The sequence below is a fragment of the Aeromonas aquatica genome (assembly GCF_000764655.1).
Classification (GTDB): Bacteria; Pseudomonadota; Gammaproteobacteria; order Enterobacterales; family Aeromonadaceae; genus Aeromonas; species Aeromonas aquatica.
On record NZ_JRGL01000101.1, the window covers coordinates 191,352 to 203,202 of the forward strand.

Below are 11,851 nucleotides of genomic sequence, written 5' to 3' on the forward strand. Positions count from 1 at the left end.
TTATTTGCCTCCTGTACGCAGACGGGGATCCAGGAAGACGTAGAGCATGTCGGCCAGGAAGTTAAAACTGAGCATGGTGATGGTCATGATGAGCAGTTGCCCCTGGATCAGCGGGTAGTCGCGCGCCAGTATGCCCTGATAGAGCGTCAGCCCCAGCCCCGGGTAGTTGAAGATGACCTCGGTGATGAGGGAGCCACCGATGACGAAACCGAGCGCCATGGAGAGGGCGGTGACGCTGGGCAGCACGGCGTTGCGGGCGCCGTAGTTGAAGATCACCCTGTTGTTGGAGAGCCCCTTGGCCTTGGCCATGGTGATGTAGTCCTCCCCCAGCAAGTTGATCATGTTGTTGCGCATGGTGATGAGGAATCCCCCCACCTGCACCAGCGCCAGGGTGCCGACCGGCATGATGGCGTGCAGCATGATGCTCTTGATGTGTTCCCAGCCGAAATCGGCCTTGATCTCCGGGCTGTAGGCGTAGCCGATGGGCAACCAGCCGAGGCTGACCCCGAACAGAAAGAGGGCGAGCAGGGAGACCACCACCGGCGGTATGGCCTGCATCACCAGGGTGAGCGGCGAGAGGATGCTGTCCATGCGGCCACCCCGGTACCAGGCGGCGAAGATGCCGACGATGGAACCGATGGAGAAGCTGATGATGGTGGAGGTGCCCACCAGGAACAGGGTCCAGCCGATGGCACGGCCGAGCACATCGGCGACCGGTTGCGGGTAATAACGCACCGAGGTGCCGAGATCCCAGGTGAAGACGCTCTTCACATAGGTGAGAAACTGGGTGCCGATAGGGCCGTCAACGAAGCCGAAGGTGGCTTTGAGGGCTTCCAGGGCGGCAGGTTCCATCATGGCGCCGGCTCGGGCAAACATGACGGAGACGGGATCCCCTGGCATGGCTCTTGGCAACAGGAAGTTGATGGTGGCGGCCACCAGGAAGGCGACCAGATAGAAGGAGAAACGTCTTAATATAAATCCCATGGTAAACCCTTTTACTGCAAGCCTGCCCCGCGCCGGGCAAAGCTCCCCCAACCCCGTGCGATACGGGGGATGGAAGACATGGCGGGGAAAAGGGCCCCCCGCAGGGGGCCGAGGTGGTTAGCTGTTTGGCTTGAGTGACAACACGTGCAGCAGACGCTCCGGGGTGTCCGGGTGCAGTTGCGGCTTGGCGACCGGGTTGTCGGCACTGAACCAGCCATTGAAGCGCTTGGTGCTGTATTCGTACCAGGTCGGGTTGTTGAACACCGGGATGATGGTCTGGTTGGCCCCGACCCGCTCCTGGATGGCAAACATGATCTCTTTCTGCTTGGCCGCATCGGCGGTCTGGGTGAAGTCATCGATCAGCTTGTCCAGAGCCGGATCCTTGTAGCGAGGCGCCGCGAAGCGGTTACCGCGCTCACCCATGTTGCGGGAGTGGAAGGCGGTCTCGAAGTACTTGTGCGGGTTGGCACCGGCAAAGTAGCCCTGCAGGGCGACGTCGAAGTCACCGGTGATCAGGTTCTCGGTCCAGACGGTGGCTTCCGGAGTGGAGGTCTTGGCGTTCAGGCCCAGTGCCTGCAGGCCTTCGACCCCGATCTGGACTGTGTTGACCCAGTCGGTCCAGCCATTCGGTACCAGTACCTTGAACTCGATCTTCTTGCAGCTCGGGGTGTCGAGGAACTTGTCGCCGTCACAGTCCTTGTAGCCGGCCTGTTTCAGCAGTGCCTTGGCACCTTCCAGGTCGAACTTGTTGAACTGGCCGTATTTCTTCTCGACATCCGGGTTGTCCCAGGAGGCGAACGCCTTGCCCAGACCCGACGGGTATTCGTTGACGGTCGGGTAGCCGTAGCCCGCGATGTCCACCATGGACTGGCGATCCATCGCCATGGAGAAGGCGCGGCGGAAGTTGATGTCGTTGAAGGCTTCGTGGTTGCCCGGGTTCTTGGTCTGGAAGTTGACGTTGAATGCCACTGTGCCGGAGGCGGGGAACCAGTACTTGTTGTTCTTCGGATCGTTGCCGACGTAGAGGCGCTCGATGTCCGGTACGAAGGAGCCGAACCAGTCCACATCACCCTTCATCACCGCGGCCAGAACCTGGTCGTTGGTGGCCATCTGCGGCATGCGGATGCAGTCGATGGCGAGGCTGGCGTTGTCCCAGTAGTGCGGGTTGCGGCACTGGGTGTAAAGCTGAGCGGAGAAGTTGTCCACTTCGGTGAAGGGACCGGTACCGACCGGCTTGTCGTTGGTGAAGGCCACCGGATCCTTGACCGACTTCCACTGGTGCTCGGGCACGATGGGCACCAGTACGATGTCGTTCACCACGTTGGTGTTGACCTCGGTCAGGTCGAACTTGATCTTGTGATCACCCAGCTTCTCGACGTTCTTGATCTGAGTCCAGATGGAGCGCTCATCCAGCGCCTTGTTGGCCTTGACCAGATTGAAGGAGAAGATGACGTCGTCGGCGGTGAAGGCTTCACCATCGGACCACTTGACCCCGTCACGGAGATCGAAGGTGACGGATTTCAGATCATCGCTGAAGGCGTAGTTGGTGGCCAGACGATAGACGGGTTTGCCACCCTGCATATCGTTGAAGATCACCAGCGGTTCATAGATGAAGTGACGGGTAGTGTGCAGCAGACCGGCCTGCAGGAAGGGGTTGAAGTTCTTGACCCATGCGGTTTCCTGCTGTGCGACCAGGGTCAGCACCGTTTTGTTCTCGGCGGCCATGGCGGTACCGGCGGCACCGAGCATCAGGGTTCCCAGCATGACTGAGGTAGCGATTTTGGATACTTTGGCAAGCATATGTTTTCCTTTCTTATTGGGTCTTCCATCTTTGGAATGGAGCGCCGAGATCGCATGCTTGGATGTCGGCCCTCTATGTTGGTCAGGTTTTGCACCCTTGTAGTTGTGTCGTCCAACGCCACTAGAAAAGCAGAATTAACAGGAAAACAACAACTGTTCATTTCGTCGATATCGTAAAAACGCACGCCGTCTCGTCATTCTCGTCAATTTGTTTTTTTAAACCTTTAAAATTATATAGTTGCATTAATTCTCAGGAAACACCAAGTCACCCTTTATGACAGTTCCAAGACGATACTGTGAACTGGATCGTGCTCGATTTTTATCCTGGTAGCTGGCTTTTTTTTGTACTTGAAACAAGAAGCAGGTATTCGACCGAGGATGTGATCGGGCTCACTGAGGCGAAGCTTGTGCCGACATGGGAGGAAAAGGGCGCAGCCGCTGCTGGCCGGGCCCAAGATCCTGCCGGCGCCATGCTCCTGTCGCTTGCTTCTGGCGTCAGAAATAACAGCCATAAAAAAAGCCAGTCGGCGTGTGCCGACTGGCTTCTCGTGGGCACCGGCATGGCCGGCAGCCGGGTTGTGGCAGGGCTTAGCCTACCAGGCTGGCCCACAGATCGTATTCGTCCGCTTCATCGATGCGCACCTTGACCAGGTCGCCGGGCTTGAGGCCGGTCTCGCCGTTCAAGTAGACCAGGCCGTCGATCTCGGGGGCATCGGCGAAGGAGCGGCCGGTGGCGCCCTCTTCGTCCACGCCGTCGATCAGCACCGTCATCTCCTGGCCGACCTTGCGGGCCAGCTTGCGGATGGAGACCTGCTGTTGCAGCTCCATGAAGCGCACGAAGCGCTCTTCCTGGATATCTTCCGGTACCGGATCCGGCAGCTCGTTGGCCTTGGCGCCATCAACCGGGCTGTATTTGAAGCAGCCGACCCGGTCCAGCTCCGCCTTGTCGATGAAGTCCAGCAGCATCTGGAACTCTTCTTCGGTCTCGCCGGGGAAGCCGACGATGAAGGTGGACCGCAGGGTGATCTCGGGGCAGATCTCGCGCCACTTCTGGATGCGCTCCAGGGTGCGCTCGACGGTGCCGGGGCGCTTCATCAGCTTCAGGATGCGCGGACTGGCGTGTTGCAGCGGGATGTCGAGGTAGGGCAGTACCTTGCCATCGCGCATCAGCGGGATGACGTCGTCCACGTGCGGGTAGGGGTAGACGTAGTGCAGGCGCACCCAGATGTCGAGCTTGGCCAGCTCTTCACACAGGGCCACCATGCTGGTCTTGACCGGCATGCCGTCGTAGAAACCGGTGCGGTGCTTGACGTCCACGCCGTAGGCGGAGGTGTCCTGGGAGATCACCAGGAGTTCCTTCACGCCGGCCTCTTTCAGGCGTTTGGCCTCGGCCAGCACTTCACCGATGGGGCGGCTCACCAGATCCCCGCGCATGGAGGGGATGATACAGAAGGTGCAGCGGTGGTTGCAGCCTTCGGAAATTTTGAGATAGGCGTAGTGACGTGGGGTCAGTTTGACACCGTGGGCCGGCACTAGGCTGGTGAAGGGGTTGTGGGTCGGCTTGGCCACGTATTTGTGGACGTGACCGAGCACCTCTTCGTAGGCGTGGGGACCGGTGATCTCGAGCACCTTGGGGTGGATCTCGCGGATCTGATCTACTTTGGCGCCGAGGCAACCGGTGACTATCACCTTGCCGTTCTCGGCGAGGGCCTCGCCGATGGCTTCCAGAGACTCCTGTACCGCGCTGTCGATGAAACCGCAGGTGTTGACCACCACCAGCTCCGCATCGTCATAGCTGGGCACCACGTCGTACCCTTCGGTACGCAGCTGGGTCAGGATGCGCTCGGAATCGACCAGGTTTTTGGGGCAACCCAAGGAGACGAATCCTACTTTGGGGGCCTGTTTTATGTTGGACATCGCTCAATCACTCTTAGGTGGCTCTCTTATAAGGGCGCGGATTTTACCGGAATGGCTAACCAAAAACTATACAGCCGGTGAAACGGAGCGGAACAATCTTTGTGGTGGTCGGCGTGCTGGCGGTCGAGTGAGAGGATCCGGCCACTCATCGGGGGCGGGAATATGAAGGGGCCGCTTTTGCCTGCCGGGCGCGCGGGACGGCGGGCAAGGGCCTCAGGGCTGATGGCGGCGACAGGTGCAGGGGCTGGCATGGCCACGGGGGCACTGCGATCCGATGGAGTGATCCATGGCGACGCCAGACTGGCATCAGTCAACCTGGGAGAGCAGGGCTGGGGATATCCACCGGCAGAAAGCGGGGCCATAGGCCCCGCTTGTTCAGGAATGGCACGCCTCAGAAAGGGAGTAACCACTGAGTGAGGCATCCCATCAGCATGGCCATGCTCAGGATCACGGTCAGAAATGCCAGGATCATGGGGGTTCGGAACATCGACTTGAGCAGGATCACCTCGGTCAGGCTGGCGCCAGCACTGCCAATGATGAGGGACATGACGGCGCCGATGGCCATGCCTTTGTCCAGTAATACCGACGCAAGAGGGATCACCGCCTCGGCCCGGATATAGAGTGGAATGCCCACGACCGCACTGAACGGAATGGCCAGGGGATTGTCGGCCCCGGCATGGGCGGCTATCCACCCGGCAGGGATGAAGCCGTAGATAAATGACCCTATCAGCACCCCCAGCAGCAAGTAGGGCAGAACCTCTTTGAATTGCTGCCAGGCATCGGAGCGCGCCTTGGCGAATGCCGTGGGGATCACCGGCGCCTGAGTCAGGGCCGCAGTGCCGTCGGCGCAGCAGGAGATGCTCGCGGCTGCCTCTGGTTGCGGGGCGCAGCAGTATGGTGCCGCGTTGACCGGTTTGAGTGACTTGATGGGGCTGCTCGCACCGCAAGCGGCGGCCTTCATACCGGCTGACTCAGGGGTTGAGGCGCCGCCATTCGTGGCACAGCCCCCTTGCTTGGCATATTTGGGGTCTATGACATGGCGTTCGAACCCCAGGTTGTCCAGCAGCATGCTCGCGAGCACAGAGACACCGGCTGCGATGACGGCATACTGCAGCGTCACCTGCCAACCGAAGGTGGCCCACATCAGACCGACGATGATCGGATTGAGCAGCGGCGAGACAAACAAGAAGGTCAGGGTTGGCCCAAAACCGGCTTTGGCTGACAAGAGTCCGCGCAACATGGGGATGGTCGAGCAACTGCAGAAAGGGGTCAGCGCCCCCAGCGCCGCCGAAATCACATAGCCCCTGCCTCTTCGTGCCCCCAGCATGGCCTGGATCTTCTCGTCGGGGAGCCTCTGGCGTATCAGGCTGACACCAGCACTGATCACCAGGAACAGCACGGACAGCTCGACGGCCAGCAACAGAAACATCCAGGCGGACTGCGTCAGCATGGCAAACCAATCGTTCATCGCAATTTTCCTCTTCTCGTCATTAAAACTATATTTCTAAAATATTCGAAACATGGAGGTGATCAAGATATTTCTGGTATTGTCGAAATATCTGTCGAACCGGAGTGATGCGTGATGCAGTTGGAAGAGGTTGCCAAGGCGTTGAAGGAGCTGGGTCATCCCACCCGCCTGTTTATCTTCAAGCACCTGGTCAAGGCGGGTGAGCAGGGATTACCGGTGGGCGAGTTGCAAAAGCAGCTTGGGATCCCGGCCTCGACCCTGAGCCACCATGTCGCGGCGCTGGTGTCGGTGGGGTTGGTGGTGCAGATGCGGGAGAGCCGTACCCTCTACTGCGTCTCGCAATACGGGGTGCTGGAGGGGATCATCCAGTTCCTGCAGGAAGAGTGCTGCGTCAATGGTGCTCATCCGGCGACGCCGCACGCCTGATCGCGGACAGCGGCTCCTGCGGAGGAGTGATCTTGATCATTTCAATAGTTCTTGTATAGTTGAAATCATGAGTGTTGCAAGGGGATGAACATGAACGGCATGAACAAAGAGACAGCCACCAGGGTCTTCGAATCGCTCTCTTCCGGCATTCGGCTGGATGTGTGGCGTCTGCTGGTGAAGGCGGGGCTGGAGGGGCGGGTGGCAGGGGAGCTGTCAAGCGAGCTCGACATCGCCCCCAACACCCTGTCGTTTCACCTCAAGGCCATGCTCAATGCCGGGCTGCTGTCGGTGGCGCAGGAGGGGCGCTTTTTGCGCTACCGCGCCAACATTCCCCTGATGCTGGGCCTGATCGGTTATCTCACAGAGGAGTGCTGCGCCGGCCATCCCGAGGCGTGCGGCATGATGCGCGCCGAGTCCGGCTGTTCCCCCGATGTTCTGCCTGCGCAGCCCTGCTGCAACAAGGAGTAATGCCATGTCAGCCATTCAGATTTTTGATCCCGCTCTCTGCTGCTCCAGCGGTGTCTGTGGTACCCAGGTCGAGCAGGCGCTGGTCACCTTTGCCGCCGATGTGGCCTGGGCCAAGGAGCAGGGGGTTGCCATCGAGCGCTTCAATTTGGCGCAGCAGCCGATGCAGTTTGCCGAGACGCCGGCCGTCAGCGCCTTTCTGACCCACGCAGGGGAGGAGGGGCTGCCGCTGGTGCTGGTGGAAGGGCAGGTAGTGCTGACCGGCCGCTATCCGAGCCGCAGCGAGCTGGCCCGCTATGCGGGTCTGCCCGCGCCGCAGGCGGCCATCAAGGGAATCGTCAAGGGTGATTGTTGCTCCGGCAGCGGTTGCTGCTGATCCTCTGCGTCAACCCAGATAGCCCTGCCGGGCTCGCCACTCTGTCGACAGGAGTTCGTCATGTTTCAGTTTCTGACCGATCCGCCCCCCTTTCTCTTCTTTACCGGCAAGGGCGGGGTGGGCAAAACCTCGCTGGCCTGCGCCAGTGCCGTGGCACTGTGCGATGCCGGCAAGCGGGTGCTGCTGGTGAGCACGGATCCCGCCTCCAACGTGGGGCAGGTGTTTGCCACCACCATCGGCAATCACATCACCGCCATCGCGGCTGTGCCGGGATTGTCGGCGCTGGAGATAGATCCCCCCGCAGCGGCCAGGGCCTATCGGGAGCGGATCGTCGGGCCTGTGCGCGGCAAGTTGCCCGAGAGCGTGGTGCGCAGCATAGAGGAGCAACTCTCCGGCGCCTGCACCACCGAGATCGCCGCCTTTGACGAGTTCACTGCCCTGCTCACCGATCCGGCGCTGCTGGCCGAGTATGACCATATCGTGTTCGATACTGCTCCCACCGGTCACACCATCCGCCTGCTGCAACTGCCGGGGGCCTGGAGCGAATTTCTGGAGCAGGGCAAGGGGGATGCCTCCTGCCTTGGACCGCTGGCGGGGCTGGAGAAGCAGCGCAGCCAGTACGCCGAGGCGGTCGCCGCGCTGGCCGATGCTGCCCACACCCGGTTGGTGCTGGTTGCCCGCGCGCAGCACTCGACCCTGCGCGAAGTGGCCCGCACCCATGAGGAGCTGGCCGCCATCGGGCTCATGAATCAGCAGTTGGTGATCAATGGCCTCTTCCCCGAGTCTGCCATCGCCGGTGACGGGTTGGCCCAGGCCCTCTGGCAGCGCGAGCAGCAGGCCCTCTCTACCATGCCGCTGGCCCTCAGGGCCCTGGCGCAGGATCAGATCCCGCTGCTGGCCACCAATCTGGTGGGCGTTGAGAGCCTGCGTCAGTTGCTGCAACCCTGTGCATCCAAAGGGAGTCAGGTATCCGTTGCCCAGCCCCATGACAGTGTGACCCAACCCGATCTGGGGACGCTGGTGGACCAGCTGGCCGCCGATGGCCACGGCCTCATCATGCTGATGGGCAAGGGCGGGGTGGGCAAGACCACCTTGGCGGCCGCCGTGGCGGTGGAGCTGGCCAGTCGCGGCCTGCCGGTGCATCTCACCACCTCGGATCCCGCCGCTCACCTGAGCGAGACGCTGGCAGCTAGCCTGCCCCATCTCGAGGTGAGCCGCATTGACCCCCACGCCGAGACCGAGCGTTACCGCGCCCAGGTGCTGGCGACCAAGGGGGCGGCGCTGGATGAGCAGGGGCGGGCGTTGCTGGAGGAGGATCTGCGCTCCCCCTGTACCGAGGAGATCGCCGTGTTTCAGGCCTTCTCGCGCATCATCCGCGAGGCGGGCAAGCGCTTCGTGGTGATGGATACCGCCCCCACAGGCCACACCCTGCTGCTGCTCGACGCCACCGGCGCCTACCACAGGGAGATTGCCCGCCAGATGGGAAACAAGGGGCTGCACTTCACCACCCCCATGATGCAGTTGCAGGACCCCAAACAGACCAAGGTGCTGATCGTCACCCTGCCCGAGCCCACGCCGGTGCAGGAGGCGGCCAATCTGCAGGCCGATCTGCGCCGGGCCGGCATCGAGCCCTGGGCCTGGCTCATCAACCACAGTTTGCAGCAAGCCGCGGTCAGCTCGCCGCTGCTGCAACTGCGGGCCGAGCGCCAACGGCCCCATATCGAGGCGGTCGAACAGCTGCACGCCAGCCGCCATGCCGTGGTGCCGCTGCTGGCCGAAGAGCCGGTGGGGCCAGACGCCCTGCGCCGCCTCTGTCAGCACCATTGAATCGCTGCCCCGGTGCGTTGCCGGGACCGTTTGAATATGCCCTCAACTTGTGATGAACCCGTGTTTTTAACCTTGTTTTGAACCTTTTTTGAACAAATAGAAGATGCGGGATTGCGCCGCATCGGGAGCTTTTATGTCTGCAATCTGTGATGCCAAGGCAGCCCCTGCCATCGGCTTTTTTGAACGTTATCTCACCGCCTGGGTGCTGCTCTGTATTCTGGTGGGCATTGGTCTGGGCCAGGGATTGCCGGATCTGTTCAAGGCGATCGGCGCCATGGAGGTGGCCAGGGTCAACCTGCCGGTGGGGCTGCTCATCTGGGTGATGATCATCCCCATGCTGCTCAAGATCGACTTTGGGGCCCTGCATCAGGTGAAGGGCCATATGAAGGGGATAGGCGTCACCCTCTTCATCAACTGGCTGGTCAAGCCCTTCTCCATGGCCTTTCTCGGCTGGCTCTTCATCCGCGTGCTGTTTGCCGACTGGCTGCCGGCGGATCAACTCGACAGCTACGTGGCGGGCCTGATCCTGCTGGCGGCGGCGCCCTGCACCGCCATGGTGTTTGTCTGGAGTCGCCTCACCCACGGCGATCCCTACTTCACACTGTCGCAGGTGGCGGTGAACGACCTCATCATGGTGTTTGCCTTCGCCCCGCTGGTGGCGCTGCTGCTCGGGGTCTCCAGCATAGTGGTGCCCTGGGATACCCTGCTCACCTCTGTGGTGCTCTATATCGTCATCCCTGTGGTCATCGCCCAGTTGCTGCGCAAGGCGCTGCTGAAAAAGGGGCAGGCCAGTTTCGATGGTGTCATGGCCCGTATCCAGCCCTGGTCGGTGGCGGCCCTGCTGCTCACCCTGGTGCTGTTGTTCGCCTTTCAGGGCAACGCCATCATAGAGCAGCCGCTGGTCATCGCCCTGCTGGCGGTGCCTATCCTGATCCAGGTACTGTTCAACTCGGGGCTGGCCTACTGGCTCAACCGCAAGGTGGGGGAGAAGCACTCGGTCGCCGGTCCCTCCGCGCTGATCGGGGCATCGAATTTCTTCGAACTGGCGGTGGCCGCCGCCATCAGCCTGTTCGGCTTTCACTCAGGTGCGGCGCTCGCCACAGTGGTCGGCGTGCTGATCGAGGTACCTGTCATGCTGCTGGTGGTGCGCGTCGTCAATGCCAGCAAGCCCTGGTATGAAGCAGGCATCCGCCGCTAACCCTTTTATTCACTTAAGCCATGAGAGACACGCAAAATGAGTACAATCACCATCTATCACAACCCGGAATGTGGTACCTCCCGCAACACCCTCGAGCTTATTCGCAACAGCGGCGTCGAGCCCACCGTCATCCATTATCTGGAGACCCCCCCCTCCCGCGACCAACTGGTGGCGCTGATCGCCGCCATAGGCATGCCGGTGCGCGCGCTGCTGCGTCAGAACGTGCCGCCTTATGAGGCGCTGGGGCTAGCGGAGGATAGCTTCAGCGACGACGCGCTGATCGACGCCATGCTGGCTCACCCTATCCTGATCAACCGCCCCATAGTGGTGACGCCTCTTGGCACCAAACTGTGCCGCCCGTCGGAACTGGTGCTGGATATCCTGCCCGACCCCCAGCTAGGGGCCTTCGCCAAGGAGGATGGTGAGCAGGTAGTGGATGCGAGCGGCAAGCGTCTGCGCTGATGGCGGACTACCCATGAGGAGCTGTATGAGCGCGAACTATCTGCTAAGGTGGCCCTCAGCCGATGAGAGATGATAAGGAACATATTATGAAGACCCGATCCTGGATAGTTGCCGCCACCCTGGTACTGGCGTCTACCCCCAGCCATGCCGACTGGGCGAAGTTGAAGGAAGCCGCCTCCGAGCTGGGCACGGCGGTGAGCGACACCAGCAAGGAGGCCTGGCAGGGCATTACCGATTTCTCCAAGGCGACCTGGGAGTCGGTCTCCAGTTGGGGGGCCGATGCCTATAACAAGACAGGTGCCTGGACGGCAGAGAGCGCCGCCACCGGCAAGGAATGGCTGTCGGCGGCGGACAAGAAGCTCGACACCATGCTCGAGCCCAAGACGCCGGCCGAGGCCCGCACCGCCCTCGACACCATGGCCGACACCGCGCTGGTGCGGCTGTTCAACGAGCAACCTTCTGCCAAGCTGCTGTTTGACAAGGCTTATGGCTATGCGGTGTTTGACTCGCGCAAGTTCTCCCTGATGGTGCACACCAATCAGGGCTCAGGGGTGGCGGTCAATCGTTCTGGCAACAAGCATACTTATATGAAAATGTTCGGCGCTGGCATGGCGAGTGGCTTCGGCGGCAAGTTCTATCAACAGGTGATGTTGTTCGAGACCAAGCAGACCTTTGACGACTTCGTGAACAAGGGCTGGGAGGCGACCTCGGAGGCGGGCGTCGTGGCAGGCAAGGAGAGCGCCTCGCTCGATGGCGGCTACAACGGCGGCATGGCCATCTACCAGATCGGCGAGAAGGGGCTGATGTATGGCGTCAGTATCACCGGCTCCAAATACTGGATCGACGAGGATCTGACCCAGTAAGCGTCAAGATCCGCTGTTATCCTGGCCCGCCTGATGCGGGCCATTTTTATGGCTATGTCCCAATT

The 11,851-nt window shown here is 61.2% G+C and carries 11 protein-coding genes; 7 read left to right on the top strand and 4 right to left on the bottom strand.

Annotation, left to right across the window (positions count from 1 at the left end):
* The 4 genes from LG30_RS0112810 to LG30_RS0112825 form a co-directional block, all read right to left on the bottom strand.
* Positions 1 to 984 (bottom strand): ABC transporter permease, encoded by a 984-nt coding sequence (locus tag LG30_RS0112810; protein ID WP_033131088.1) that lies wholly within the window; start codon positions 982 to 984, stop codon positions 1 to 3.
* Between the two features lie 117 nt (positions 985 to 1,101).
* Positions 1,102 to 2,784, bottom strand: a complete 1,683-nt coding sequence (locus LG30_RS0112815; RefSeq protein WP_033131089.1) for an ABC transporter substrate-binding protein — start codon at positions 2,782 to 2,784, stop codon at positions 1,102 to 1,104.
* Positions 2,785 to 3,372: 588 nt separating this feature from the next.
* On the bottom strand, positions 3,373 to 4,701 hold the full coding sequence (gene rimO, locus LG30_RS0112820; protein ID WP_033131090.1) for a 30S ribosomal protein S12 methylthiotransferase RimO: 1,329 nt from the start codon (positions 4,699 to 4,701) through the stop codon (positions 3,373 to 3,375).
* 391 nt (positions 4,702 to 5,092) lie between these two features.
* Entirely contained in the window at positions 5,093 to 6,169 is a 1,077-nt protein-coding gene (locus tag LG30_RS0112825; protein WP_033131091.1) for a permease, read from the bottom strand.
* 114 nt (positions 6,170 to 6,283) lie between these two features.
* Between LG30_RS0112825 and LG30_RS0112830 the strand changes: the two genes are divergently transcribed.
* From LG30_RS0112830 to LG30_RS0112860, 7 genes are all read left to right on the top strand, one after another.
* A complete protein-coding gene (locus tag LG30_RS0112830) occupies positions 6,284 to 6,595 on the top strand; it encodes an ArsR/SmtB family transcription factor (RefSeq protein ID WP_033131092.1) in 312 nt (103 codons plus the stop codon).
* 99 nt (positions 6,596 to 6,694) lie between these two features.
* Entirely contained in the window at positions 6,695 to 7,063 is a 369-nt protein-coding gene (locus LG30_RS0112835) for an ArsR/SmtB family transcription factor (RefSeq protein WP_033131108.1), read from the top strand.
* 4 nt (positions 7,064 to 7,067) lie between these two features.
* Entirely contained in the window at positions 7,068 to 7,436 is a 369-nt protein-coding gene (arsD, locus tag LG30_RS0112840; RefSeq protein WP_033131093.1) for an arsenite efflux transporter metallochaperone ArsD, read from the top strand.
* Between the two features lie 60 nt (positions 7,437 to 7,496).
* A complete protein-coding gene (arsA, locus tag LG30_RS0112845) occupies positions 7,497 to 9,263 on the top strand; it encodes an arsenical pump-driving ATPase (RefSeq protein WP_033131094.1) in 1,767 nt (588 codons plus the stop codon).
* A gap of 133 nt (positions 9,264 to 9,396) precedes the next feature.
* Positions 9,397 to 10,461 carry an ACR3 family arsenite efflux transporter gene (gene arsB / locus LG30_RS0112850; protein WP_033131095.1) on the top strand — a complete coding sequence of 355 codons (1,065 nt, stop codon included), beginning with the start codon at positions 9,397 to 9,399 and terminating at the stop codon, positions 10,459 to 10,461.
* A 36-nt stretch (positions 10,462 to 10,497) separates the two neighbouring features.
* On the top strand, positions 10,498 to 10,923 hold the full coding sequence (arsC, locus tag LG30_RS0112855; RefSeq protein ID WP_033131096.1) for a glutaredoxin-dependent arsenate reductase: 426 nt from the start codon (positions 10,498 to 10,500) through the stop codon (positions 10,921 to 10,923).
* An 86-nt stretch (positions 10,924 to 11,009) separates the two neighbouring features.
* On the top strand, positions 11,010 to 11,786 hold the full coding sequence (locus LG30_RS0112860; protein WP_033131097.1) for a lipid-binding SYLF domain-containing protein: 777 nt from the start codon (positions 11,010 to 11,012) through the stop codon (positions 11,784 to 11,786).
* The last annotated feature ends 65 nt before the right edge of the window (positions 11,787 to 11,851 follow it).

Excerpts from the sequence above, each read along its gene's own strand:
- LG30_RS0112810 (WP_033131088.1), bottom strand. The coding sequence starts at position 984 with ATGGGATTTATATTAAGACGTTTCTCCTTCTATCTGGTCGCCTTCCTG.
- LG30_RS0112815 (WP_033131089.1), bottom strand. The coding sequence starts at position 2,784 with ATGCTTGCCAAAGTATCCAAAATCGCTACCTCAGTCATGCTGGGAACC.
- rimO (WP_033131090.1), bottom strand. The coding sequence starts at position 4,701 with ATGTCCAACATAAAACAGGCCCCCAAAGTAGGATTCGTCTCCTTGGGT.
- LG30_RS0112825 (WP_033131091.1), bottom strand. The coding sequence starts at position 6,169 with ATGAACGATTGGTTTGCCATGCTGACGCAGTCCGCCTGGATGTTTCTG.
- LG30_RS0112830 (WP_033131092.1), top strand. The coding sequence starts at position 6,284 with ATGCAGTTGGAAGAGGTTGCCAAGGCGTTGAAGGAGCTGGGTCATCCC.
- LG30_RS0112835 (WP_033131108.1), top strand. The coding sequence starts at position 6,695 with ATGAACAAAGAGACAGCCACCAGGGTCTTCGAATCGCTCTCTTCCGGC.
- arsD (WP_033131093.1), top strand. The coding sequence starts at position 7,068 with ATGTCAGCCATTCAGATTTTTGATCCCGCTCTCTGCTGCTCCAGCGGT.
- arsA (WP_033131094.1), top strand. The coding sequence starts at position 7,497 with ATGTTTCAGTTTCTGACCGATCCGCCCCCCTTTCTCTTCTTTACCGGC.
- arsB (WP_033131095.1), top strand. The coding sequence starts at position 9,397 with ATGTCTGCAATCTGTGATGCCAAGGCAGCCCCTGCCATCGGCTTTTTT.
- arsC (WP_033131096.1), top strand. The coding sequence starts at position 10,498 with ATGAGTACAATCACCATCTATCACAACCCGGAATGTGGTACCTCCCGC.
- LG30_RS0112860 (WP_033131097.1), top strand. The coding sequence starts at position 11,010 with ATGAAGACCCGATCCTGGATAGTTGCCGCCACCCTGGTACTGGCGTCT.